Here is a 26,575-nt window from a genome sequence, read left to right on the forward strand (position 1 = left end):
TTTCAATCGGGGAGAAGTTTAAAGCTACAAAAAATTATTGATTTTTATCCAGCATTTTATAGACCTCTTCAACATACACATAAAAATCACTACTGAAAGGCTGTCCAAAATTCTCGCCTTTTTGATGTCCCAAACGCACAATAATCAAGTTATCTTCGGGAACTACAATTACATACTGACCAAGAATACCCCGCATTACAAAAATATTTTTCTCCAAAAAATCGCTCAGCCAAAACCCATAACCGTATTCGGGACTTTCTGCAAAACGGGGCGTAATAGATTTCGCCACAAATGCGGAATCTAAAACTTGTTGTCCGTTCCATTTGCCGTAATCTTTATAAAGTTTCCCGAAACGCGCAAAATCTCTTGCATTACTGCCTATGCAACAATATGCTTTTACTAATCTATTTTTTTCATCGTCTACCTGCCAAACCGCAGAGTTTTCCGCACCCATAGGATTCCAAAAACTTTCATATAAATAATGCGCTAAACGCTTCTTCGTAGCTTTCTGAATGACCATTGCTAAAAGTTCGGTGTTTCCGCTTAAATATTTGTAGCGCACACCGGGCGTATCGACCACTTTTAGTTTTAAAATTATTTCAGCCAAGTCACTATCATAATAGGCTTTCGCAGTCATTCCAAACGGATTGAAATACGACTCATCCCAATCCAGTCCTGAAGCCATCGATGAAAGATCGCCAACCGTTAAACCAGTTCCAGCATACTGAGGATAAAAATCGCCCACAGGCTGTTCCAAACTTTTAATGAACCCATCATTAATTGCTTTTCCTAGTAGGGACGAGGTTATGCTCTTCGCCATTGAAAAAGAGTTGGTCTGCGAATCTTTTCCGAAGCCATCAAAGTATTTTTCAAACCAAAGGCTATCATTCTTAATTACCAAAAAAGCAACTGTTCCCAAGGTATCGTTCATTTCAGAAAGTGCTGGTGTAGCTTCAATAGTGTTATATTTTTTATGAATAGGCCAAGGTTGTAAATTGTTACTTGCCGAAATTTCTTCAGTTTCGAAAAATTTAAAATCGTCAATATATGCCGTGGTGTGTCCGTGAAGATAAACTACCCAAATGCCTTTTAGTATATAGCCGTAGCCAGTAATATAAAGTCCAATTACAAGGGTAACTAGCAGTATAAAAATCCACTTAAATAATTTCTTAATCTTTTGCATCTAAAACAAAGATTGCTGTGGCGAAGGACTTTCAAACTCCAACAACCACTTTTTGCGGTGAAGTCCACCAGCGTAACCCGTAAGTGAACCATCGCTGCCAATTACTCGATGGCAGGGAATAATTATAGAAATAGGATTCTTCCCATTAGCAGAGGCTGCCGCACGAATCACTTTTTGATCGCCAAGTTGGTTTGCCATTTGTTGGTAACTTGTTGTTTTTCCGAAGGGAATTTTCTGCAATTGCCTCCAGACTTTTCTTTGAAAATCTGTTCCGGTGGGTGAAAGTTTTAAATTGAATTCTTTCCGCTTTCCTTCAAAATACTCCTGAAGTTGTGATACTGTTTCCTGCAATTCAGCTGGTACTGTTTCCAGCAATTCAGTTGATACTTTTTCTGAAATGTTAGTTTCATCAGAATCTTTAAAAAGTAGAGATGCTAAACCATTAGCATCTCCTTTCAATTCCAAAATTCCTATTGGCGTATTTAGGAAGGCAGTTTTCATTTCTCGTCTTCTATTTTGGGCTCTATATCTTCGTTTAGTTTAATTCCCATGCGTTTTGCACGCACTTCCCAATTTTTTCTGGCTTGTAGTTGCATGTCTTCAACATTATCGCTTTCGTCCATAATTTCAAGTCCTAAGAGGGTTTCTATAATGTCTTCCATGGTTACCACGCCAATGGTATTCCCAAAGTCATCTACTACGGAAGCAATATGCACTCTTTGTTTTATAAACGTTTCAAAAAGTTCCGGAATTGGTTTTTCAGCAGCAATAACAAAAATATCTCGTTTCAAATCGCTTAAAAGTTTGTCGCCGCGATCTTCCACAATTTCCTCTAAAATATCATCCCGAAGTACAAATCCTGTTATGTTATGGCTCTTACCTTTATAAACAGGAATCCTCGAAAACCGCAAACTTTTATGGTTTTGGTGAAAATTTTCCAAATTCATTGTTTCATCTTCCAACGTTACTACGGTAAAAGGAGTCATTACATCTTTAGCTTGAACGCTTTTAAAAACCAAAAGATTTTTGATTACGGTAGTCTCGCTTTCTTCAAAAACACCCTCTTCTTCAGCTGCATCTGTTATTGCCATAAATTCTTCCCTACTCATCGTGCTAACGTGAGCAGATTTACCAACAAGACGGGTTATGAGCATTAATAGCCAAAGTAGTCCCGTGTATTTTAGCGGAAAAATAATCACGTTTAAAAACATTGCCGTAAATGGACCGAGTTTTTTCCAATAGGTTGCACCAATAGTTTTCGGGATTATTTCTGAAACCACTAAAATAAGCATGGTCATGATTGCTGAAACAATTCCCACAATATTCATCCCGAAGAGGTCTATTTTATAAGGCAACTTTTCCGCTTCAACTCCAACCATAATGGCTCCAACAGTGTGTGCAATAGTATTCAGCGTTAATATTGCTATTAATGGTTTATCTATATCTTTTTTAAAATTCGTCAACGTCTTTGCATACGTTTTTCCTTCATGGGTTTTCATCCGTAAATAAGTTGGCGTAAAACTTAGTAGCGCGGCCTCCAGAATAGAGCACAAAAAGGAAAAGAAAATGGAAAGCACCGCATAAACAATAAGTAATGTCATAATGATAGAAATAATTTTCCCCTAAAATAAAGATTTACAAACTGTTTTTATCGAAACACTTTGTTAATTACATAAAAAAACCGCCACATTGGGCGGTTTTTTAAAACAATCTTTAGGAAGCCTTTAATAGCGGCCTCAATGTATTTTCCCAACGTTTTGCGTCTTGAAGACAAACAAACGGGTCGTTAGAAAGTTCATTTTCATCGTGTTCATTGTAAAATGGGATCTGGCGTCTGCCCGTTTTTTCAACCAACTCTATTCCAACCCAGTCAAGGGTTTTGTCAGTTTGTTTAATGCTTTTTACGCGACAGTCTTTCACGTCCTCCATATTTACAATTTTCAAATCTGCGGAAGGATTTCTCTTTGAAGTATAAACCAGTTTTTTTGAAACTTCGTCTATGCCAATCACACAATTGCCAATAACGTCAATGGTTTTTAAATTGATGCCGTTGCTCTGTGAAAGCTTTGTAACAGATTTTTTCACTTTACTGTCCGTGCCGGAAGAGTTCATAATCAAAAAAATAACTGGCACTAACATAACTACTGTAATAATAATACCCACAAGGGTTGAGCTAAATTCCATATTGAATAATTTTAAGATGAATAATTTTAAATAAATAAGGGTTTGAAAATCAATTCAAGCCAGCTAAAAATTTTTAAAAAATCACCAAAAAAAATGGAAAGGAAACAAATGCCGGAAGATGAGCTCCCGTTTATCTTTTAATGAATAAGAAGAATTATATAAAGAAGATATGCGGGCATTCGAAAAATCCTGACTGGGATAAAAAAGCCCAAACAAACCAAGACCTAAATACTCATTCTGTGAAACCGTCTGAGAAACTTCACCAACGGAAACTTCATTAAAAATAAAAGGCTTACCGTGGTCATCATGCTGCACGGCGGAAATTTCAGTGGTTTTATTATTGACCAGAGTTTCCGCCGCAAAAGCTATATTCCCGAATACCAACAAAATGGCAATCGAAACCAGTAATTTACTTATATGTTTTTCAACATTTTTCACGCATCAAATGTATATCAAATTTGAATTGCTAAAGATAAAATTTTGCTAATTAATTAACTTGACAATGTCCTTCGCAAAATAGCTTGCAATCATTGAAGCTCCGGCGCGTTTTATGGCAGTTACCTGCTCGAGCATTACAGCATCATGATCCAACCAACCTTTTTCGGCTGCAGCTTTAAGCATCGCATATTCGCCGCTCACTTGATATACAGCTACGGGAACGTTAACAACCTCTTTAATGTCGCGAACAATATCCAAGTAGCAAAGTCCGGGTTTCACCATAACAATATCGGCGCCTTCATCAATGTCCATCAACGTTTCTCGGATAGCTTCTTCGCGGTTTCCAAAATCCATTTGGTATGTTTTTTTATCCTTTGGAATATCTTTTGCATCCACAGGAGCTGAATCCAAAGCATCGCGGAATGGGCCGTAAAAGGCAGAAGCATATTTGGCACTGTAGGCCATAATTCCAGTATCGCAAAAACCTTCGTCTTCCAAAAGTGTTCTGATTTCAAAAATACGGCCGTCCATCATATCACTCGGAGCAACTATATCTGCTCCTGCCTTTGCATGGCTTAGGGACATTTCAGCTAAAACTGCATTTGTATCGTCATTCAAAACTTTTCCTTCAGAAATAATTCCGTCATGTCCATAAATTGAAAAAGGATCCATCGCAACATCTGTCATCACAATCATTTCTGGAACGGCATTTTTAACCTTTTTTATGGCGCGCTGCATCAATCCATCAGCATTTAAGGCTTCTTTTCCGCTGTTGTCCTTCAGTTTATCATCAACTTTTACGAAAAGCAACACCGACTTCAATCCAAGTTTCCAAAGTTCTTTTACTTCTTTTTGAAGCATATCTAAACTAAGCCTATAATAATTCGGCATAGAGGCAATTTCTTCTTTCACGCCCTTTCCTTCCACCACAAAAAGCGGCACAATAAAATCGTTTGGGCTAATAATAGTTTCACGAACCAAGCTTCTCATACTTTCAGTGGTTCGCAATCTTCGGTTTCTTCTTAATGGGTACATAATTATTTATGATTTATGATTAACGATTTATGATTTTTGAATTAAAAATCATAAATCTTACATCTAAAATTAATTTATCCAATCTTTCGGATTTCTCAACAGCTCAACAAGCTTCTCTTCCTCACTTCCCGCCTCAGGGTGATAATCATATCTCCACTGCACATGTGGCGGCAAACTCATCAAAATACTTTCTATTCGGCCATTGGTTTTTAATCCGAAAAGCGTTCCTTTATCGTGAACCAGATTAAACTCAACATACCGCCCTCGACGTATTTCCTGCCAAGTTTTGTTTTCTGCGGAATATGAAAGATCTTTCCTTTTTTGAACAATGGGAAGGTAACAATCCAAAAAGCTATTGCCAATCTCTGTTACAAAATTATACCAATCCTGCATTTTCATTGTCTCTGTTTTCTTCAAATAATCGAAAAACAAACCACCAATTCCACGAGCTTCCTCGCGATGTGAATTCCAGAAATATTCGTCACAGCGCTTTTTATAAGTTTCATAAAACTCAGTCCCGAAGCTTCGGGAATGTTTATCACAAGCATTTTTACATACTTGGTGAAAATGTCTCGCATCCTCTTCAAACAAATAATACGGCGTTAAATCCTGCCCGCCGCCAAACCAACTATCCACAATATTCCCTTCGGAATCATACATTTCAAAATAACGCCAGTTGGCATGAACTGTTGGCACCATCGGACTCTTTGGATGAAGTACCAAACTCAAACCGCAGGCAAAGAAATCGGCATCTTTCACACCAAAATATGCTTGCATGCTTTCGGGCAATTTACCGTGGACTTCACTGATGTTTACACCTCCTTTTTCAAAAACAGCTCCGTTTTCAATTACACGGGTTTGGCCGCCGCCACCTTCTTCACGTGTCCATTTATCTTCTCTAAATTTAGCCTTTCCATCAATTTCTTCAAGAGCGGAAGTAATTTGGTTCTGTAAATTCTTTATATAATTAACAAACTGTTCTTTCATCATATTGTTTTCTGAAGTGATTTGGCATTATCTAATACTCTCAAGGTTTCCGTACTCGCTGCTGTAACCGAAAGTGGTAATACTAAAATAATTCCAACCACGGGAATTAAAAGCATAAGCATAAAAACAATACCATTTCCAATTGCCAAACCCCGATTTCTTTTAACAAATTGAATACTTTCGGAATATTTAAAGTGTCTTTCTAATGTGTAATCCATATTCCCAAAACCGGCGTAATAGCTCTGCACCAAAAACAAAAGTACCGAAGAAATAATTCCTATAACAGGTATAAACCCTATCAAAATTATTGGAATTGTTAGCAACAGTTCCATTATTAAATTCCGAACGTTTATCCGCACGCCACGCCATAGCTGTTCGGCATTTGAAGTATTTCGATGTGAATGATCTGTTCCGAAAAGATGTTTCTCAATTTTTTCAGAAACCGGACTCATAAACGGGGCGCTCAACGCCATCACAATATGCCGATATAAAATGATTCCCAAAGCAATGATTATTAAAGCGCCAATGAAATCACTAATAGTTCTAAAAGTTTCGGCGCCCCATTCCCAAAACCAAATTTTAGAAATAAAGGCTCCAAGATTATCACTCAGTCCCCAAGCCGAAAAACCGATCAAAACAGCAGTTAAAAAACTAATTGCCATAGGCACACCAAAGTACTTCCAAAGCCCAAGTTTGTTGATGAGCTTGAAAGTTCCTGTATATGCTTTTATGGCTTTTAGAATATTTTTAATCATCTATTCTTCAATAAAAACAAGTTGTTTTTCAAACTTGTCTGTTTCATCAACCGTTTCAATCTTTGCCGCTATCGAAGCTTTTTGTTTTATAAGTGAAATGATTTCTGTTTCATTTTTACCTTTTATTTCTTCAAAATAATCAATTCCCACTTGGTTATTGTGCAAGTCCATTGCTCTTTCCAAAGCTTCGTTTGGTGAAAAATCTTCATGCCAATCCGTAAATGTATTTGCCCACGCTTTTGCTTTTTCTTCGTTATTTTTCCATTTTAAGCATTTTCGGATTATCAATATAGCCCAAAGTGCATGTCTAAATGCATTAGCCTTATTGCTTAAATGGTGCTTGCTTCCGTATTCCTGCTGCGCAATATCCATACATTTTTTGGTCGAAAAAATTGTAGGTAAAGCATACATAGGGTTTTTAAGGAAAAGACCAAACAAGGCAAAGAGTTGCTTGAAATCCAGCTTCTTAAAAATCTGCCAAAGCATCTATTCCTGCTTGTATTCCTTAACTGCTTCAATAAAAGCACCGGCGTTTTCCAACGGAATATTTGGTAAAATTCCGTGGCCTAGATTCACGATATATCGGTCTTTGCCGAATTCATCAATCATTTGTTTTACCATCTTTTTTATTACTGATGGCGGACTAAAAAGTCGCGTTGGGTCAAAATTTCCCTGAAGGGTAATTTTTCCACCCGTTAAATATCGGGCATTTTTAGGCGAACAAGTCCAATCTACACCTAATGCCGAAGCACCACTTTTTGCCATCGTATCCAACGCAAACCAACAACCTTTTCCGAAAGCAATTACGTGCGTTTCATCTTTTAAGGCATCAATAATCTGTTGCATATATTGCCAGCTGAATTCTTGATAATCAGTTGGCGAAAGCATGCCGCCCCAGCTATCAAAAACTTGAACAGCGTTTACGCCAGCCTTTACTTTTTCTTTTAAATATAAAATTGTGGTATCCGTTATTTTCTGAAGCAATTCATGCGCCGCAACAGGTTGAGTGAAACAAAATTCCTTTGCTAAATCAAAGTTTTTCGAGCCTTGACCCTGCACACAATAACACAAAATGGTCCACGGACTTCCCGCGAAACCGATTAACGGAATTTCGTCATTCAGTTTTTCTTTGGTCATTTTTATGGCTTCCATTACGTAGCCAAGTGTTTCGTTAATGTCTGGAACAATAACGCGTTCCAAATCTTTCATAGAACGAATTGGGTCAGGAACCCAAGGACCAATTCCGGGTTTCATTTCCACATGAATATTCATTGCCTGTGGTATGACCAAAATATCACTGAATAAAATAGCTGCATCCATTCCGTATCTGCGGATGGGTTGTACAGTGATTTCACTAGCGAGTTCTGGGGTTTGGCAACGGGTAAAAAAGTCGTATTTCGCTTTTATTTCCTGAAATTCTGGCAAATATCTTCCAGCTTGGCGCATCATCCAAACGGGTGGTCTTTCCACGGTTTCACCGCGAAGGGCTTTTAAGAATAAATCGTTTTTAATCATCGTTTTTTAATGTATTTACCGCTTTGGCAATTACGCTTTCTACGGTTGTGGTGTTTGAAATTAACACGTTTTCAGTATATTTTTTTGCTTCAGAAGCGGTTGTTTTTCCAATACAGATGGCCTTTGCGTTATTTATTTTATTTTCTGAAAAAAAACTCCGCACGCCACTTGGGCTGAAAAATAAAATAGCATCAAATTTTCTTCCAAATTTTTTTGGGTTTAGAGTTGTATTGTAAACTTCAATCTCTTCAAAAGGAATATTGTTCTCTTTTAGTTTTGAAGGTATTTCATCACTTCGGATATTTCCGCAGAAGAAATAAAAGGGGTCATTTGTGTGATTTTTCACCAAATAATCTGCCAATTCGGAAGCATATTCGGTCATTTTAATCACTTTGTGGCCACTTTTTTCCAAAGCTAATTTTGTTTTTTCACCTACACAAAAACAATCTTGAACCACCAAACTTAAATTCTGAATTGATTTCACTGCGTTCTGGCTTGTAAAAATTGCGTTTACGATTGTGGAGCGAACTTCAAAAGGAATAAAATCTATTTTTATAGCATTGTATTCCAACAGTGAATTGCCCGCACTGAGTAATAATGATTTTTGACTTTCACTTAGCTTTTTAGTTGATAGAACTGCTGGCATAGTTTTTAAGATATTTCTTTATGTCGGCATCCTTCCCAAAAACCACTAGAATATCGCCCCTTTGAAAAGCCATATCTGGGGTTGGAAGGCCTACCACTTCTTTCTTTTCAACAATTCTTCCCAATAAATTGGTGTGTTGCTTTTTACGAATTATTGTAATTATGTTGAGGTTAAAATTCTTTCGAAAATTAGATTCCTGAATGGTTTTTCCCACCAAAGATTTACAAACTTCAACTTCCGAAACTAAGTGTTCGTCATCAATTTCAAAATTGTCTATACTTCCTTTTAAATTGATTTTTTTCGTAAACCTTTCTGCATATTCCTGCTCGGGATGAATTATTTGATCAACACCCATTGCTTCCAGAATGGTATCTTCCAAAGCAGATGCAGATCGTGAAATGATTTTTGCTTTTGTCAATTTTTTCACAATTGCAGTACTCATAATGGCAGCCCCATTTTTTTCACCAATAGCAATTATTGCTAGATCTGCATTTTTTAGTGGCAATGACTGATAGGCGTTTTCATTAGTAGCATCTATAGCTACTGCATGGGCCACCTTATCTTTTATTTGTTCTATTTTTTCAAGGTCGTGGTCTGCAACAATTACTTCGTTGCCTGTATTTGAAAGGTTTACAGCCAGCGACATCCCAAAATTTCCAAGACCAATAACTACTATCTTCATACGCTTGTTTTTTAAAAATTAAGCATTTTTAGTTTATCAAAATGTTTTCTTCGGGATAGGTATATTCTGTTCTTCCAACGCTTTTCAAGAGACCTATCATTAAATTTAGCAGACCAATTCTTCCAAAAAACATTAGAAATATAATTACATATTTACTGTGTTCAGAAAGTTGTGAGGTAATACCCATAGATAACCCTACTGTGGAAAATGCTGAAAAGACTTCAAAAGCTATTTGCAACAAGGAGAATTCCGGGTTGAAAATAAGCAATAACAAAATACCCATGCCAATGCACGCTAAGGATATTGAGATAATGGCGAAGGCGCGGTGTACAGCTTCAACTGCTATTCTTCGGGTTCCAATTTCAATATATTTTTTGTCGCGAGCTATGGCGAAAATATTAAGTGTAGCGAGGGCAAAAGTTGTGGTTTTTATTCCACCTCCAGTTGATGCTGGTGAAGCACCTATCCACATTAAAAATATCATGAAAAGGATTCCAGGAATAGTAAAATCTGCCATATCTACTGTATTGAAACCAGCTGTTCGCGAAGTTACTGATGAGAACATTGCAGTGGTAAATTTTCCGAAAGCGGTTGTGTGTGGCAGAAGGTTGGTTTGCTGTTCCGAAAAGAGGAAAAAAATTGTCCCAGCGACTATAAGAATTATTGTGGTATAAAGAACAATTTTGGTGTTTAAGTTGATAACCCTCGAAATAAATACACGATCTTTTTTGCTAAAAATATTTGTGACAAATTTTTTAAAATATTGAATGACGTTGTATGCAATATGATACCCGAGCCCTCCAAAAACAATAAGCCCCATTACAACCCACTGCATATAATAATTGAAGCGTAATCCGTTGTCATAAAGTCCATTTGAGGCTATGGAAAAACCAGCATTACAATAAGCTGAAATAGCATGAAAAACAGCAAAAAAACCTCTGCTTCCAAACGAGTCTATGTGAGACAAGGAGTGATAAATTAATAAGGCGCCGATACCCTCTAAAATCAAGGAAAAAACCACAATCTGCATTACAGTTTTCATAACACTGTTCAACTTATCGTGTCCTAAAATATCTTTCATGTAAAGACTTTCTTTAAAGGATGCACCACTTTTAAAGAAATAGGCAAAGAAAGAAGTAAATGTTAGCATTCCCAAACCACCAATTTGAAACAAGATCATTATAATGGTTTGCCCAAATGGCGTGAAATCCTTTGCAGTATCAACCACAATCAATCCTGTAACGGCTGTGGCACTTGTTGCTGTAAATAACGCATCTGTAAAAGTTATGCCATTTGTAGTGGCGCTTGGCAGCATCAATATAAAAGTCCCCGCTAGTGCGATTATGGCAAAACTACCCACAAAAAGAATTGCAGGGTTAAAATACATACTGTAAATTTTCCGAAGCAGAAACGTGAGTCGTATAAAAAAATAAAATAACAGCCCATATTCTATAACATAACGTGCATTAAAGAAAGTTTCAATTAAAGAAGTTTCATAATTGGCCAAAATCATAATGACTTCCAGTACAATTAACAACAGCAAAATGAACAAGTTTATCCTACTACTTCGGTAAACATCGGGGTCTTTTCGGTATTTGTAGTATTTGTAAAAGTTAAATGCAATCAAAGCAAATAACAAGCTTGGCAGCACAATGAGTTTATACTTCCTGAAGTCATTGAAATTTTCAAAGCCGAAATCAAAAATTAAAAAGGAGAGTAGGCCTAGGTCTAAAAACCAAACGACAATATTCGTTAGGCTCGTTTTTTTCCAAAGGCTCATTTCAATTGATTTTTTATGGAAAGCATTAGTTCAGCCGCACCATTATTTAGAATAAATGTAGCACAATCCTTACCGAAACCTTTGTATTTTGATGTTAAAACTTTCTTTTCAACTTCAATTTTAGTTTGCCCATCCAATGAAAAAAGACAGCCTTTAAAAAGTATCTCATCGCCGATAATTTCTGCAGAAGCGCCAATAGGAGCAGTGCAACCGCCTTCTAAAGTTCGTAAAAATTCGCGTTCAATGTGGGTGCAGATTTCGGAAGCGGCATGATTCAATTTGGAAGTGGCTTCTTTGCTGAATTCATCATTTTCTAAAGCTACCACTACCATGGCGCCTTGTGCAGGTGCAGGGAGCATCCAGCTTAAATCTATATGATTTTCGGGCAACAAATTAATTCTTTGCAATCCCGCTTTAGCGAAAATGGCGCCTTCCCAATTATTATCCTTCAATTTTTGAAGTCGTGTATTCACGTTTCCGCGTAAATCCACCACTTTATGATTTGGATACCTATGAAGCCATTGTGCTTGCCGCCGAAGACTTCCCGTTGCTATTGTGCAGGGCGATGCGCTGAGCTTGTTGAAGTATTTTTCAAAATCAATTACATCTTTTGTTACCAAAATATCTTCGGAAGAGGCGCGTTCCAAAACGGCTGTTTGTACAATGCCATTAGGTAAAAGTGTAGGTACGTCTTTCATGCTATGCACGGCGATATCCACGGTTCCCATTATCATTGCCACATCCAGTGTTTTAGTGAAAATTCCAGTAATGCCCATTTCGTAAAGTGGCTTATCTAAAATTAAATCGCCTTCAGATTTCACTGGAACTAATTGGGTAGTATATCCTAAATTTTCAAGTTTGGATTTTACAGTGTTAGCTTGCCAAAGTGCAAGTTCACTGTCGCGGGTACCAATTCGGATTGTTTTTTTCAAGATTAGGCGGTTTCAAGTTGAAAAACTCTTCTTATGAGTTCTATACTTTCGGCGGAGCCATCTTCGCCTTTTAAATGGTTTGCGAAATGTGTAGTAATTTTCTGAATAAGGCGATCGCTAATTATTTCTGCCTGCTCTTCATTGAAACCAGCAATCTTTTTACGCTGATTATCAATTTCTGCAGCTTTAATTTCAGCCAATTTGTATTTCAAAGCTTTAATGGTAGGCGCAAATTTGCGGTTGTCTGCCCATTGGTTAAATTCCTTCTCTATTTCAGCAATAATCTTTTTCGCTACAGGAAGTTGGGATGCACGCTGTTCTAGGGTATGGTCTGTTACCGCAGCAAGATGATCCATATGAACTAAGGTTACAAATTCATTTTCCAAAACATCTTCAGAAACATTTTTAGGTATGGAAAGATCCAAAATAAGCAATGGCCTTTTTAAATGTAAAAGTTCTTTTGAAATTGTGGGCTGCTGTGCTCCAGTTGCAACAATCAACACATCTGCTTGGGCAATCTCGCTTTGTATATCAGCATAATCTTTTACAATCAGATTAAATTTACCAGCAACTTTTTCAGCCTTTTCCTTTGTGCGATTTATAAGCGTTATGTGGTCGTTTTTGGTGTGTTTTATTAAGTTTTCGCAAGTATTTCTACCTATTTTCCCTGTTCCAAAAAGCAAAATATTTTTTTCAGAAATGTAGGGAACACGTGCCATAATGTATTGCACCGCCGCAAAACTGACGGAAGTAGCACCCGAAGAAATTCCCGTTTCATTCTTTATGCGCTTGCTAGCTTGTATAACTGCATTTGCAAGTCGCTCGGCAAATGGATTGATAATGTCGTGCTTTTTAGATTCTCGAAAACCATTGCGCAACTGACTTATAATTTCAAAATCGCCCAGAATCTGACTGTCAAGTCCAGTGCCAACGTTAAAGAGATGCGAAACTGCATCGTGATTTTTATATATGTAAGCCACTTTTTCAAACTCCTCAACGGTACCGTTGGTGTGTTCGCAAAGTAATTTTATAATTTGGTAAGGGTGTTGTGCGAAACCGTAAAGTTCAGTTCTATTACAAGTGGAAATAACGGTAAGCGAAGGGATACGATTCTCTTTAGCCTGTAAAAGAATTTTCTCTTTTGCAGCATCATTAATACTGAAGTGGCCACGGATTTCAGCATCTGCTTTTTTGTAGTTGAGGCCGATGGCGTAAAAATTGCCTTCAAGTGATTCCTCAGAATATGTTTTCAAATTTCCCATATAAAACAGCAGCAAATGTAAGCGCATTGTTTTTTAAAAAATAACGCCAGCGGTATCTTTTTTGTCGATGCCTGTTAAAAATCCTCGAAATATGATATTTATCATACATTAACCCCTAAATTCGCGGTTTCCAAAGACAATTGACTTACATTTATTTAGAACTATTCTAAATAAAACTATTTTAAAACCGATATGGATTCCGAAAAAAATGTCGCTCAAAGCTTTTACGAAGAAACTGCAATTTCTTCAGGTTTTTTCATCCTTAAATTCAATAATGAAAGTGATGATAATCAAACTTTTAAGCGGGAGGTAAACTCCAATTTTATTCAGTTTCATTTCTGCATAAAAGGTTCGGCTTCGTTTCTTTTTAATGAAGGAAATTATACCTTGCCAATAAGTGAAGAAAACTCTTTGTTGCTTTATAATCCACAGCGTGATTTACCCATTAATTTGGCACTTGAAAAGCATTCTTGGGTACTTTCTGTTCTATTGCCCATCAATAAATTTCACGGACTTTTTTCTACAGAGGCAGATTATATAACTTTTTTGAGTAAAGAAAACAAAGACCGAAAGTATTATAAAGATGGTCATGTTTCACCTTCTATGGCTATTGTGCTAAACCAGTTGATGAATTATAATCTTCATCCTACAATTAAACCTCTCTATTTTAAGGCGAAAGCGTATGAGTTGTTAAGTCTATATTTTAATAGACCAGCCGATGCTGATGTTGAGCAATGCCCTTTTTTGGCGGATGAAGACAATGTTTCAAAAATTAAAAAAGCCAAACAAATTATAATATCAAGAATGGCAGAACCTCCAACGCTGCAGAAATTGGCTGATGAAATAAACTTGCCCTTAAACAAGCTGAAGGAAGGTTTTAAACAAATTTATGGCGACTCCGTTTTTAGTTTTCTTTTTGATTATAAAATGGAAGTGGCGCGCCAATTACTCGCCACAGGCTCACATAATGTGAATGAAGTGGGATTAAAAGTTGGCTATAGCACGGCAAGCCATTTTATTTCAGCTTTTAAAAAGAAATTTGGCACTACACCAAAAAAGTTTTTGATGAGTTTAAATGCATAAATTATCAATATAGTTTCATTGTTTTTAAATACTGCCCTTTTTGAGCATTGTATTTTAAAAGAGTAATTTTGCTTAAAATTTTTACGCTATGAAAGGAGTTCTCCTCGTAAACCTCGGTTCGCCGGACAGTACAAATCCAAAAGATGTAAAAAAATACCTCGATGAATTTTTAATGGATCCACGGGTTATTGATGTTCCATTTTGGTTCCGCTCTTTTTTGGTGCGGGGAATTATTTTGAACACACGCCCAAAAAAATCTGCGGAAGCTTACCAAAAAATTTGGTGGGAGGAAGGTTCGCCTTTGATTGTGATTTCGGAAAGACTTCAGAAAAAAATTCAACAAAAAACAACTATTCCCGTTGCTTTGGCGATGCGCTACGGAAGTATGACATTGAAAAAAGGTTTGCAGGAATTAGTAGATCAAGGTGTGGATGAAATTCTTACTATTCCACTCTATCCGCAGTTTGCAATGGCAACAACGGAAACTATTGATGTGAAGGTTGAAGAACTTAAAAATGAATTTTTTCCACAACTTCAAATTACTTCGCTTCCAGCATTTTATAACAAATCCGAGTATATAGAAGTGCTTTCAAAAAGCATTTCGGAAAAACTTAAAAACCTAGATTACGAACATATTCTTTTCAGCTATCACGGGGTTCCAGAAAGGCATATTTATAAAAGAGACGTTACAAAAAGCCATTGCAAAATAGACGGGAGCTGCTGCATCACAGATTCGCCTGCCCACCAATTTTGCTATCGCCACCAATGTTTAAAAGTTACTGATTTAGTTGCGAAAAAGTTGAATTTACAACCTGGAACTTATTCCACATCGTTTCAATCACGATTAGGTTTTGATCCGTGGCTGAAACCGCCAACAGATAGAACCATAGAGCGAATGGGGCTCAACGGCGTGAAAAAGATGGCGATCGTGACCCCAGCTTTTGTAAGCGATTGTTTAGAAACTTTGGAAGAGATAGCCATGGAAGGCGAAGAAATTTTCCACGAAGCTGGCGGAAAAGAATTTACGGTAATTCCCTGTTTAAATGACCGCGATGATTGGGCAGAAGTTGTAACGGGCTGGATTGATCAATGGCGAATTGTGGACGTAAAAACCGCAATCGCCTAATGAAACCGAGCCAAAGCGCCGCCTTGGGCACAGATTCCATAGCAACCTTATTGATAAAACAGGCCGTACCAGCATCTATAGGTATTTTGGTGATGTCGCTAAATATTTTGGTGGACACCATCTTTGTAGGAAACTGGATTGGCTCAATAGCTATTGCAGCCATTAATGTAGTTTTACCAGTTTCATTCTTCATCGCTGCCCTTGGAATGGCTATTGGTATTGGTGGTTCCTCCATTATTTCTCGTGCTTTGGGGTCTGACAATAAAGAACGGGCACTGAAAACCTTTGGAAACCAAATCACTTTAACGCTTTTGCTCACTACTGCAATGGTAGTTTTTGGCTTGATTTTCATAAATGAACTGATTCCCGCGTTTGGAGGTAAAGGAGACATCTTTGAACCTGCAAAAATCTATTACCGCATTGTGCTTTACGGCGTGCCACTTTTGGCACTTTGTATGATGGGAAATAATGTAATTCGCGCTGAGGGGAAACCTAAATTCGCAATGATTGCAATGATTATCCCTTCTGTGGGGAACCTTGTCTTGGATTATATTCTTATTAATCTATTAGATTTGGGAATGGCGGGCGCCGCTTGGGCAACGACTATTTCTTATGGATTGTGTTTTCTGTATGTTTTGTGGTTCTTCTTAAGTGGTAAATCTGAATTGAAAATAAGATTGCCACATTTTAAACTCAATTTTCCTATTTTAAAAGAGATGTCTGCGCTCGGTTTTGTAACCCTTGCACGACAAGCCGTAGTAAGCGTTACCTACCTGTTGATGAATAATATTTTGTTTGATATTGGCGGCGAAGCTTCTGTTGCATCCTACGGAATCATTGCCAGAATGTTGATGTTTGCACTTTTCCCAGTTTTGGGAGTAACCCAAGGGTTTTTGCCGATTGCTGGTTATAATTATGGCGCGAATAAATTTCCACGCGTTCGAGAAAGTATAAACAAAGCAATTCTGTATGCGGGTGGTTTGGGTCTTATTATTTTTATAGTAATAATGATTTTCCCAGAGGCAATCGTTTCAGTGTTTACAACAGATCCCGATATCCTATCTGAAACACCCCATTATATGCGCTGGGTTTTTGCTGCAACGCCAATTATTGCTATTCAATTGATTGGCTCGGCTTACTTTCAGGCTATTGGGAAAGCTTTTCCAGCTTTATTACTCACATTAACGCGGCAAGGTTTTTTCTTTATTCCTTTAATTTTTATTCTTCCGCATTACTTCGGGGAACTGGGTGTTTGGATTTCTTTTCCAGCGGCAGATATACTTTCAACTATAGTAACGGGTTATTTTTTGAATCGGGAAATACGGAAGACACTGAAAGAATAAACTGAATATTTAGTATTTTTAAAATACTAAATATCGGTTATGAAAAAAATTCTACTTCTCTTTGCAGTTAATCTTATGTTTCTGGCCACATTCGCACAGCCTGCCGGAATGTTGAACGAAACTTTCAACTTACAATTTATACAAACAAACGATCTCTTTTTCACCCCTAATGGTGAAAATCCAAATTTAACCATATACGAGGTTGCTGGAAATTACGTTTTGGATGCTGACGGAATTTTTAATACGTTAAATGCCGCCGCAAGTTTTAATGGTAATTCAATAATTCTTAATGATTTTGGCGTTACACTAAACGACTGTATAGAACCTAATTGTTATTATGAAAATATTTATTTTTATGAAATTGTCACAAACCAAAATCTAGAATCCAAAACATTAACGTATAATTATAACGAAAGAAACGGTTATAAGTACCTATCGTTGCGTGATGCTGATTATAATTGGGCGTATTTCAGTACAGAGCCTGCTCCAGAGCCCGATCCACTTTTGTTTCAAACTTGGTATCTCTATATGACGGAAGTAGATTTGGGCGACCCTATATTATACGGTGGCCCAAACCCACCACAGATTACGATAAATCCTGATTTTACCTATACTGGCGTGGAAGGTTGCGCAACCATTAGCGGTGATTTTATTTTAGGAAACGGGGAAGATTATGATTTTAAACTACAATCACAAAATTATCAGCAAGACACCAGCAATTGTCCGCCAGGACCAGTTGGTTATGTTCTGTATGATTTAATGTCGAGCAATCCTCCTCTGGCCTGCACTTTATATACAGGAAATGATGGAAAAGACTATTTTCAATACGAAACCTTTGCTGGATTTATTTCCTATTTCAGAAATGTGTTACTCTCAACTCCTGAAAACAGTTTGGCCGATTTAAAGATTTATCCAAATCCTGCAAAAAATAAATTGATTATTCAATCTGCGACTACTATTTTCAATACTGTTTCTATTTCAGATATTAATGGGAGGGTAATAAAATCAACTAAAAACTTAATTTCAAATGAAATAGATGTTTCAGCGTTAAAAACCGGAATGTATTTTATAACCATTACTTCTGCCGAAGGGAATATTACCAAGAAATTTATCAAAAATTGATTTCCAGCTTCTAGTTGGTGCAACCACATATTTTGAATTATTGGGTATCTTTACGGTCAGTTTTTACATAACCGAGCTGTTAATGGAACAATACTATCCTTACATAAAATCACTTCACTTAATATTTATAATCACTTGGTTTGCGGGGCTCTTTTATATTGTCCGTTTATTTGTATACCAAATTGAAGCTACCCAAAAGCCTTCGCCCGATAAGCAAATTTTAGGGGAACAACTTAAAATAATGGCTTCCCGACTGTGGAATATTATCACTTGGCCTTCTATGATTTTGGCACTTTTTTTCGGTATATGGCTTATTTATATGCGACTGTTTTTCTTGAGTGATGCTTGGATGCAAGTGAAATTGGCTTTCGTGGTAATTTTAATAATTTACCATTTTAAATGTCACCAAATTTTTAAACAACTTCAAAAGGGCGTTGTAAAACATTCCTCGAACTATATGCGCCTATTTAATGAAATACCAACAATCATACTTTTTGCCGTGGTTTTTTTGGTAATTCTGAAAAGCGCTGTCAACTGGATATATGGTACCGTTGGTATTATTGTCTTTGCCATTTTGCTGATGATGGGCTATAAAATTTACAAGAGAATTCGGGAGAAATAGTACAACTTTTTGGGGTTTTCTGTTTCGGACTAATTATTGCTATCTTTCATTCTCAAAATAATGTAAATGTATTTTTACAAAAAATCGCTTCGCACCCGAATCTTTCTTTCTATGTTTCTTCTGGTTTTGGGAGCTTCGGTACTGATTGCTATTGTTACCGTATTTCAATATAAAGAAGAAGCCCAAGACTACCACCGCGACAGACTTTTACGAAAAGAAGCGGCTATACGGGAAAACATAAACTATATTTTAAAAACAACGACCTATCCTGTTGAAACGGAACAAATTCCTTTAATTTTTAAAGATAAAATCTACGAAATAAAAGATATCCATGGCCTTGAGATTTTTTTATATGATCTTGACGGAAATCTTTTGAAATCATCAAAACCTTCTTTTTTTAAAGACACCGTTTCCCCAAAAATGGCAGAATATGCTTTGGAAACGCTTCAAAATTCGCCTACAAAAAATTATATAAAGGAATTTGAGGAAGGTGGCCAAAAGTACCAATCATCCTATACGTATATTACAGACAGTTATTTCAAACCTTTGGCAATCCTTAATTTACCATATATTGAAGATGATGGCTTCATTACAAAAGAACTTACGGAATACCTTTATCGTCTTGGCATGGCCTACTTTTTTATGCTTTTGGTTGCTATTATATTATCCTATTTTCTTTCAAAATACATTACGCGATCCTTAAAAGAGATAAGTGAAAAACTTTCTGAAACACGTTTTGACGCCCGCAACAAAAAAATTATAATCAGTGATACGCCACAGGAAATATCAATACTTATAAATTCCTATAACGGGATGATTGATGAGCTGGAAAACAGTGCCGCCCAACTCGCTGCAAGTGAGCGGGAAACTGCTTGGCGCGAAATGGCGAAGCAGGTGGCCCATGAAATAAAGAACCCATTAACACCAATGCGGCTTACCGTTCAAAGTTTTCAACGCAAATTTGATCATAATGATCCGGAGATTGACAAAAAAATGGACGAATACACCAATACACTGCTTCAACAAATAGATACGCTGAGTTCTATTTCTTCGGCATTTTCAACCTATGCAAAGATGCCTGCCCAACAGGATGAAACATTAAATGTTGTAAAAATCACAAAGCTGGCTTTAGATATTTTTAATGAAGATTTTATCTACTTCTTCTCGGAACAGGATGAGGTTCGCGCGCGTTTTGACCGTACACAACTAATTCGTGTTATTACAAATTTGATTAAAAACAGTATTCAGTCCATTGAGCAAAAAAAGCCTACCGAGCCGCGAATTGATGTTATTGTTAAAACAGAAGAAAATTTTGTAAATATTTTGGTTACCGACAACGGAATAGGCGTTTCCGAAGAAAACAGAAATAATATTTTCGAACCTCAGTTTACAACTAAAACTAGCGGAATGGGTCTAGGGCTTGGAATGGTAAAAAATATCGTGGAAACTTATGGAGGAACCATCGTACTGGAATCTTCCGAAGAAAAAACAATTTTTAAAGTTTCCTTTCCAGCAATTGTTTAAAATTTTTGATTGATAGGATGCCCTTTTTTTTAAAAAAGCCAATAATTTCGTAGCATCACAAAGGTTTTAAAGTCATCTAAAAAAGTTATTTATAGTTTTCATTTTTTGTAAACTTTTTATCTTCGTGAAGCCAGTAAAAATACTGTAAGTTATTTTTAATCAATATATTATAAATTTTATTATAATTTTTTTTGTAAACAATTGATTATCACGTGTTGAAAACTTTGTTAAAAACCTAATATTAATTCCCCCCAATTTCCTTTAAATTTTTACATATTTGTTAGTCCCGAGTAGCGGCTAATTTTAACCTAAAAAAAGCAAAGGACATGAGTGCAATTGAACCAATTTTACAGGAAAACAAAAACAGATTCGTAATATTCCCGATCCAACATCACGATATTTGGGAGTGGTATAAAAAGAGCGAAGCCAGTTTTTGGACAGCCGAAGAAATTGATTTGCACCAAGATCTTACAGATTGGGCTACAAAACTGAATGCGGATGAGCGTTATTTCATTAAGCACATTCTTGCATTTTTTGCTGCTTCCGATGGGATTGTTAATGAAAATCTTGCCGAAAATTTCGTGAATGAAGTGCAGTATAGCGAAGCAAAATTCTTCTACGGTTTCCAAATTATGATGGAAAACATTCACAGCGAAACCTATTCTTTGCTAATTGATACTTACGTTAAGGACGAAAAGGAAAAGGACCAACTTTTCAATGCTATTGAAACATTTCCGGCGATTAAGAAGAAAGCAGATTGGGCATTAAAATGGATTGAAAGCGATTCATTTGCTGAGCGATTGATAGCTTTTGCAGCGGTTGAAGGAATTTTCTTTTCTGGAGCGTTTTGTTCTATTTTTTGGTTGAAAAAACGCGGCTTGATGCCTGGACTTACCTTTTCAAATGAATTGATTTCACGTGATGAAGGCGTTCACTGCGATTTTGCCGTTCACCTTCACAATCATCACTTAATCAATAAGGTGTCAAAAGAGCGCATTCGTGAAATATTGGTGGACGCCTTGAATATTGAACGCGAATTTATTACCGAGTCACTTCCTGCAAGTTTGATTGGGATGAATTCAAAATTGATGACGCAATATCTTGAATTTGTAACCGATAGACTTTTAATGGAGCTTGATTGTGAAAAGGAATATAACGTTACCAACCCATTTGATTTTATGGATATGATTTCGCTTCAAGGGAAAACCAATTTCTTCGAAAAGCGCGTGGGGGAATACCAAAAAGCTGGAGTTACCAACAAAGACAAAGAATCTAATAAAATCAGTTTCGACGCAGATTTTTAGGCAGCATCGCTTACAAAAGATAAAAATATTTTAATAAGTTGCTGAATCAGTGCAAATTAATATTTTCGCCTTAAACTTTCAGCTAAAATTCCTAACCATTTAAATTAAACAATTATGAATGTAGTAAAAAGAGATGGCCGAAAAGAGCCCATGATGTTCGATAAAATTACGGCTCGCGTGCGCAAACTTTGCTATGGTTTGAACGAATTGGTAGATCCTGTAAAAATCTCAATGCGTGTTATAGAAGGTCTTTACGACGGTGTAACAACTAGCGAGCTTGATAATTTGGCTGCGGAAATTGCAGCTACAATGACTACTTCTCATCCAGATTATGCACGCTTGGCAGCACGAATTTCTGTTTCTAACCTTCATAAAAATACCAAAAAATCATTTTCGGAAGTGATGACGGATCTTTACGAATATGTAAATCCGCGTACCGGAAAAAAAGCACCATTGTTGAGCGATGAGGTTTTTGAAGTGATAAAAAATAATGCGGAAGAACTTGACTCAACAATAATCTACAACCGTGATTTTGGGTATGATTATTTCGGTTTTAAAACCTTGGAACGTTCCTATTTATTGAAACTGAATGGAAAAATAGCAGAACGTCCACAACATATGTTGATGCGTGTTTCCGTAGGCATTCATTTAGATGATTTAGCCGCGGTGAAGGAAACTTACGAGTTGATGTCAAAGAAATATTTTACGCACGCAACACCAACGCTTTTCAACAGTGGAACTCCAAAACCACAAATGTCTTCCTGCTTTTTGCTAGCAATGAAAGACGACAGTATCGATGGAATCTATGATACGCTGAAGCAGACTGCAAAAATTTCGCAATCTGCCGGTGGAATTGGTTTATCAATTCACAATGTTCGCGCAACAGGATCCTATATTTCTGGGACTAATGGAACTTCAAACGGAATTGTACCAATGCTTCGCGTTTTTAACGACACAGCGCGTTACGTTGATCAAGGCGGAGGAAAACGTAAGGGTTCTTTTGCAATTTATGTAGAACCGTGGCATGCTGATATTTTTGACTTTTTAGACTTGAAAAAGAATCACGGAAAAGAAGAGATGCGCGCCCGTGATCTTTTTTATGCAATGTGGATTCCAGATTTATTTATGGAACGTGTTCAGGCTGATGCAGAATGGACATTAATGTGCCCGAACGAATGTCCGGATTTGTATAAATGCCACAGTGAAGAATTTGAGGCACTTTACCACAAATATGAAGCAGAAAATAAAGGCAGAAAAACTATAAAAGCGCGTGAACTTTGGGAGAAAATCCTTGAGTCACAAATTGAAACTGGTACGCCTTATATGCTTTATAAAGATGCTGCAAACCGCAAAAGCAACCAGAAAAATTTGGGAACCATCCGTTCTTCAAATTTGTGTACTGAAATTATGGAATACACTTCTGAAGACGAAGTTGCAGTTTGTAATTTGGCTTCCATAGCATTACCGATGTTTATAAAAAATAAAGAGTTTGACCACAAAGAACTTTTCAGAGTAACCAAACGTGTTACCAAAAACCTGAACCGCGTTATTGACAGAAATTATTATCCAGTGATTGAAGCAGAAAATTCAAACTTCCGCCACCGTCCAATTGGGTTGGGAATTCAAGGTTTGGCAGATGCATTTATTATGCTCCGAATGCCGTTTACTAGTGATGAAGCAAAAAAACTGAACCAAGAAATTTTTGAAACGCTTTATTTTGCTGCAGTTACCGCTTCTATGGAAGAAGCAAAAGCAGATGGTGCTTATGAAACTTATAAAGGCTCGCCAATTTCCGAAGGACTTTTCCAGCATAATTTGTGGGGAATAAAAGACGAAGAATTGAGCGGCCGTTGGGATTGGGGAAAACTCCGAAAAGATATAAAGAAGCACGGCATTAGAAACTCCCTTTTAGTTGCTCCAATGCCAACTGCATCTACCTCGCAAATACTTGGTAACAACGAAGCGTTTGAGCCTTATACTTCAAATATTTACACGCGTCGCGTTCTTTCGGGGGAATTCATTGTTGTGAATCAGCATCTTTTGGAAGATTTGGTAGAACTCGGACTTTGGAACGAAGATTTGAAGGAAGAGATTATGCGTGCGAACGGTTCCATTCAGGATGTGGAAATTATTCCGCAGGATTTAAAGGAACTGTATAAAACGGTTTGGGAACTTTCTATGAAAGACATTATTGATATGAGCCGCCAGCGTGGTTATTTCATTGACCAAAGCCAATCTTTGAACTTGTTTATGGAAAATGCAAATATGGCAAAACTTACCTCCATGCATTTCTATGCTTGGAAGAGCGGCTTAAAAACTGGAATGTATTATTTAAGAACGAAAAGTGCGGTGGATGCGATTAAGTTCACCCTTAAAAAAGAAGAGAAAAAAGAAACCGTGGGTGCAGAAGTTATAGCAACTGTAGCTGAAGATTTCTCAACAAAACCAATGACACCTCAAGAGTTACGCGAAATGTTAGCGCAGTCCAAAAACGCCGGTGACGATGATTGTTTAATGTGTGGGTCATAAATTTTGACCATAAATTTTTGAAAAGGAAGGCATTTGTCTTCCTTTTTTTTATGAGTTATTTAAGGCGTTGTTAAAAACCCTTTCACTTGGAATGATTGTGGATCTTAAACACAATTTATTGATGTTAATGGAAGACTATTATTAGCAGAGCGACTCATTAAAAGATTTATTTCTATACTAAAAAAGCCCCAACATTATTTAGATGTTGGGGCTTTTGGCTTTATTATTTTAAAGGGTTTTAAGCTTTCTTAAAACTTGAATAGTATTCCTCCATCAAATTCATCAAAGCCGTTACCAAATCTTTTGTCTCAAGCAATAAGCTGAAATATAAAGTTGTGTTTTTCGGGCTCGATTCTTCGGTTCGAGTTCTGGCTATCTGCTTTTCAATCTTATTTGAAAGACTTTCGAAAATTCCTTCTTTTTTATTGAGGACATCTTTAATTCGTTGGAATTCTTTTTTCTGGAAAATATCTTCAATTTCGCTTAAGAGTTCTTCCAAATGTTGATCTATTTCCTGCAAATCCTTTATTTGATTAAAACGAAGCGCTTTGTGGTTGTTATTCACATGCTTGTAGCTCGCTTTCGAAATAAATTCCAAGGATTGTACAACATCTGTCAAATAACCAAGAATCACGATATAGAAATTACTTCCGCGAACACTGGTTTCATCAAGATTTTTAATGAAATAGAAAATATTATCCCGTAATTCTTCTACTTCATCATTCAGTTTATTTACGCCTTTCTTGCTCTTCTTCAGTTTTTTAGTATCCTGCTTGGCCAAACCGCGAAGCATATCACTGTAGATTTTGTTTGAGCGTGAAATAACATTGCTGATGTTATCTGCACTTTCCTGAATAATACCTTGAACAGTTTTACTTTCTGCTTTCTTAAGTCCTGTTTTACTTAATTTAACTCTCACTTTATCTTTATGGGAAATATAATTTCTCACTAATAAAAGAATTGCCAATAACAATAGTACAGCAATCATGGCGCCTCTGCCAATATAAATCAAGTAGGTTAAAGTTCCTGCGGCAGCAAAGGCAACAAAGGCGGTAAAGAACCAGCCACCAATTACATTAAGCACCCCGGCAACTCTGTAAACGGCACTTTCACGGCCCCAAGCTCTATCGGCTAAGGATGTACCCATGGCCACCATAAAAGTTACATAGGTTGTGGAAAGCGGAAGCTTCATAGATGTAGCTGTAGCGATCAAAATACCCGCAACTACAAGATTAATGGATGCACGAATCATATCAAACGCCGGCAACTCATAGGTTTTGTGTTTTGGTAGATTAACAACAGGTTTTTCAAAACGTTTATCAATTTTTCCCTGAAGCTTCTGTGGAATGATATAATCGAAATAAGTTGATAATTGCGTGGATGATTTAACCAAAAACCTAGAAAGCATATTCGGGTTAAATTTTTCATGACCGTCACCTTGGCGCGCTAAGTCTATCTCTGTGTCAGAAACAGTTCTTGCTTTTTTGGAAAACCACAATGTAAGCACCATAACACCCCCTGCAATAAAAAGAAGCATTGGTTCTGCTGGTACTTGCTCTGCAAGGCTATTCATACTATATTCTGAAGCAGGAACGCCAGATGCGGACCAATCCATAAAGCTATGATATGCAGCCATTGGTACTCCAATAAAGTTTACCAAATCGTTTCCTGCAAAGGCTAACGCAAGACTGAAAGTACCTACCGCAATTACTATAATAAGGATACTCTTTTTGAATATCATCATAAAAAGTTGCGAGAAAACAGTCAAAACAACAAAGCTTACCCCAATTATCAACAAGGTATCATTTTCAACGATGTCCTTAAAATCTCCGTAAAATGGAGTTCCTTTCAAGCCTTTCATAAAGATGAAATAACTAATTGCAGTTAAAGCAACACCTCCGAAGATGGCACCGAAATACTTCATTTTTTGCTCTGCGTGAAAAGTGAAAATAAGTCGAGAAATATATTGAACTATCATCCCCACGGTAAAAGCAACCCCAACAGAGATTATAATTCCAGAGATAATTTCTAAGGCTTTATCTGTATTAATATATTTTGAGAGTGCTGAAAATGATTCAGTGTCAGAATGACCAATTTTTATCAATGCCATAATAACTGCGGCACCCAAAAGTTCAAACACAATGGAAACCGTTGTAGATGTTGGTAAACCAATAGTGTTGAAAAAGTCCAGCAGCAATATGTCAGTAATCATAACAGCCATGAAAATAATCATGATTTCGTCGAAGTAGAATTCACCAGGAACGAAGATTCCTTTTCGTGCTACTTCCATCATTCCACTTGAAAAAACTGCCCCAATGAAAATCCCCAAACTCGCGATTATCAAGATGGTTCTGAATGAGATTGCCTTGGAACCAATGGCCGAGTTCAAGAAATTTACGGCATCGTTACTAACCCCAACTACCAAATCTGCAATGGCAAGTGCGGCAAGCGCAACAATCATTAATAAATAAATATTATCCATTTCTTTTTATTTAAACTGGTGCAAATTTCCCATATAAAATA

The 26,575-nt window shown here is 36.9% G+C and carries 24 protein-coding genes; 8 read left to right on the forward strand and 16 right to left on the reverse strand.

Translation table 11 applies throughout. The annotated features are described in order from the left end of the window. Positions 1–34: 34 nt before the first annotated feature. The 15 genes from AEQU1_RS03315 to hemA all read right to left on the reverse strand — a co-directional run bounded on the left by AEQU1_RS03315 (position 35) and on the right by hemA (position 13,399). Entirely contained in the window at positions 35–1,183 is a 1,149-nt protein-coding gene (locus AEQU1_RS03315; RefSeq protein ID WP_111878740.1) for a serine hydrolase, read from the reverse strand. Next, complete coding sequence (locus AEQU1_RS03320; RefSeq protein WP_111878742.1) at positions 1,184–1,684, reverse strand: methylated-DNA--[protein]-cysteine S-methyltransferase; 501 nt, start codon at positions 1,682–1,684, stop codon at positions 1,184–1,186. It abuts the gene before it with no gap. Further along, entirely contained in the window at positions 1,681–2,784 is a 1,104-nt protein-coding gene (locus AEQU1_RS03325) for a CNNM domain-containing protein (RefSeq protein ID WP_111878744.1), read from the reverse strand. Before AEQU1_RS03325 ends, AEQU1_RS03320 begins: the two co-directional genes overlap by 4 nt. Positions 2,785–2,896: 112 nt before the next feature. Continuing rightward, the gene (locus tag AEQU1_RS03330) at positions 2,897–3,367 is read right to left on the reverse strand and encodes a hypothetical protein (RefSeq protein ID WP_111878745.1); all 471 of its coding nucleotides are present in this window, start codon (positions 3,365–3,367) and stop codon (positions 2,897–2,899) included. 81 nt (positions 3,368–3,448) lie between these two features. Next, positions 3,449–3,805 (reverse strand): hypothetical protein, encoded by a 357-nt coding sequence (locus AEQU1_RS03335; RefSeq protein WP_111878747.1) that lies wholly within the window; start codon positions 3,803–3,805, stop codon positions 3,449–3,451. A gap of 45 nt (positions 3,806–3,850) precedes the next feature. After that, a complete protein-coding gene (gene hemB / locus AEQU1_RS03340) occupies positions 3,851–4,840 on the reverse strand; it encodes a porphobilinogen synthase (RefSeq protein ID WP_111878748.1) in 990 nt (329 codons plus the stop codon). Positions 4,841–4,909: 69 nt separating this feature from the next. Continuing rightward, positions 4,910–5,827 carry an oxygen-dependent coproporphyrinogen oxidase gene (gene hemF / locus AEQU1_RS03345; protein ID WP_111879045.1) on the reverse strand — a complete coding sequence of 306 codons (918 nt, stop codon included), beginning with the start codon at positions 5,825–5,827 and terminating at the stop codon, positions 4,910–4,912. After that, positions 5,827–6,582, reverse strand: coding sequence for an EI24 domain-containing protein (locus tag AEQU1_RS03350; protein ID WP_111878750.1), 756 nt, complete (start codon positions 6,580–6,582; stop codon positions 5,827–5,829). Before AEQU1_RS03350 ends, hemF begins: the two co-directional genes overlap by 1 nt. Next, positions 6,583–7,068: a DUF6973 domain-containing protein gene (locus AEQU1_RS03355; RefSeq protein ID WP_111878751.1), complete on the reverse strand. Its 486-nt coding sequence runs from the start codon at positions 7,066–7,068 to the stop codon at positions 6,583–6,585. Further along, positions 7,069–8,097 (reverse strand): uroporphyrinogen decarboxylase, encoded by a 1,029-nt coding sequence (gene hemE, locus AEQU1_RS03360; protein ID WP_111878753.1) that lies wholly within the window; start codon positions 8,095–8,097, stop codon positions 7,069–7,071. Beyond that, positions 8,090–8,743 carry a uroporphyrinogen-III synthase gene (locus tag AEQU1_RS03365; RefSeq protein WP_111878755.1) on the reverse strand — a complete coding sequence of 218 codons (654 nt, stop codon included), beginning with the start codon at positions 8,741–8,743 and terminating at the stop codon, positions 8,090–8,092. Before AEQU1_RS03365 ends, hemE begins: the two co-directional genes overlap by 8 nt. Beyond that, on the reverse strand, positions 8,721–9,425 hold the full coding sequence (locus tag AEQU1_RS03370; RefSeq protein ID WP_111878756.1) for a TrkA family potassium uptake protein: 705 nt from the start codon (positions 9,423–9,425) through the stop codon (positions 8,721–8,723). Before AEQU1_RS03370 ends, AEQU1_RS03365 begins: the two co-directional genes overlap by 23 nt. Positions 9,426–9,453: 28 nt before the next feature. Beyond that, positions 9,454–11,205 (reverse strand): TrkH family potassium uptake protein, encoded by a 1,752-nt coding sequence (locus AEQU1_RS03375; RefSeq protein WP_111878758.1) that lies wholly within the window; start codon positions 11,203–11,205, stop codon positions 9,454–9,456. Beyond that, positions 11,202–12,137, reverse strand: coding sequence for a hydroxymethylbilane synthase (hemC, locus tag AEQU1_RS03380; protein ID WP_181566696.1), 936 nt, complete (start codon positions 12,135–12,137; stop codon positions 11,202–11,204). Before hemC ends, AEQU1_RS03375 begins: the two co-directional genes overlap by 4 nt. A gap of 2 nt (positions 12,138–12,139) precedes the next feature. After that, positions 12,140–13,399: a glutamyl-tRNA reductase gene (gene hemA, locus AEQU1_RS03385; protein ID WP_111878762.1), complete on the reverse strand. Its 1,260-nt coding sequence runs from the start codon at positions 13,397–13,399 to the stop codon at positions 12,140–12,142. A gap of 192 nt (positions 13,400–13,591) precedes the next feature. On the opposite strand from hemA, the gene AEQU1_RS03390 reads away from it, so the two are divergent. The 8 genes from AEQU1_RS03390 to AEQU1_RS03425 all read left to right on the forward strand — a co-directional run bounded on the left by AEQU1_RS03390 (position 13,592) and on the right by AEQU1_RS03425 (position 24,052). Further along, positions 13,592–14,482 carry a helix-turn-helix transcriptional regulator gene (locus AEQU1_RS03390; protein WP_111878763.1) on the forward strand — a complete coding sequence of 297 codons (891 nt, stop codon included), beginning with the start codon at positions 13,592–13,594 and terminating at the stop codon, positions 14,480–14,482. Between the two features lie 88 nt (positions 14,483–14,570). Beyond that, complete coding sequence (hemH, locus tag AEQU1_RS03395) at positions 14,571–15,608, forward strand: ferrochelatase (protein WP_111878765.1); 1,038 nt, start codon at positions 14,571–14,573, stop codon at positions 15,606–15,608. Then, a complete protein-coding gene (locus AEQU1_RS03400; RefSeq protein WP_111878767.1) occupies positions 15,608–16,951 on the forward strand; it encodes an MATE family efflux transporter in 1,344 nt (447 codons plus the stop codon). The genes hemH and AEQU1_RS03400 overlap by 1 nt, the downstream gene beginning before the upstream one ends. Positions 16,952–16,990: 39 nt before the next feature. Further along, positions 16,991–18,073 carry a T9SS type A sorting domain-containing protein gene (locus AEQU1_RS03405; protein WP_111878768.1) on the forward strand — a complete coding sequence of 361 codons (1,083 nt, stop codon included), beginning with the start codon at positions 16,991–16,993 and terminating at the stop codon, positions 18,071–18,073. A gap of 82 nt (positions 18,074–18,155) precedes the next feature. Then, the gene (hemJ, locus tag AEQU1_RS03410; RefSeq protein ID WP_111878770.1) at positions 18,156–18,695 is read left to right on the forward strand and encodes a protoporphyrinogen oxidase HemJ; all 540 of its coding nucleotides are present in this window, start codon (positions 18,156–18,158) and stop codon (positions 18,693–18,695) included. 66 nt (positions 18,696–18,761) lie between these two features. After that, entirely contained in the window at positions 18,762–20,219 is a 1,458-nt protein-coding gene (locus tag AEQU1_RS03415) for a HAMP domain-containing sensor histidine kinase (RefSeq protein WP_111878772.1), read from the forward strand. A 326-nt stretch (positions 20,220–20,545) separates the two neighbouring features. Next, positions 20,546–21,523, forward strand: a complete 978-nt coding sequence (locus tag AEQU1_RS03420; RefSeq protein ID WP_111878773.1) for a ribonucleotide-diphosphate reductase subunit beta — start codon at positions 20,546–20,548, stop codon at positions 21,521–21,523. A gap of 114 nt (positions 21,524–21,637) precedes the next feature. Next, positions 21,638–24,052, forward strand: coding sequence for a ribonucleoside-diphosphate reductase subunit alpha (locus tag AEQU1_RS03425; protein ID WP_111878775.1), 2,415 nt, complete (start codon positions 21,638–21,640; stop codon positions 24,050–24,052). 238 nt (positions 24,053–24,290) lie between these two features. On the opposite strand, the gene AEQU1_RS03430 is transcribed toward AEQU1_RS03425, so the two are convergent. Further along, positions 24,291–26,534 (reverse strand): inorganic phosphate transporter, encoded by a 2,244-nt coding sequence (locus AEQU1_RS03430; RefSeq protein ID WP_111878776.1) that lies wholly within the window; start codon positions 26,532–26,534, stop codon positions 24,291–24,293. Between the last annotated feature and the right edge of the window lie 41 nt (positions 26,535–26,575).

The organism is Aequorivita sp. CIP111184 (assembly GCF_900489465.1).
In the GTDB taxonomy this organism is placed as follows: Bacteria; Bacteroidota; Bacteroidia; order Flavobacteriales; family Flavobacteriaceae; genus Aequorivita.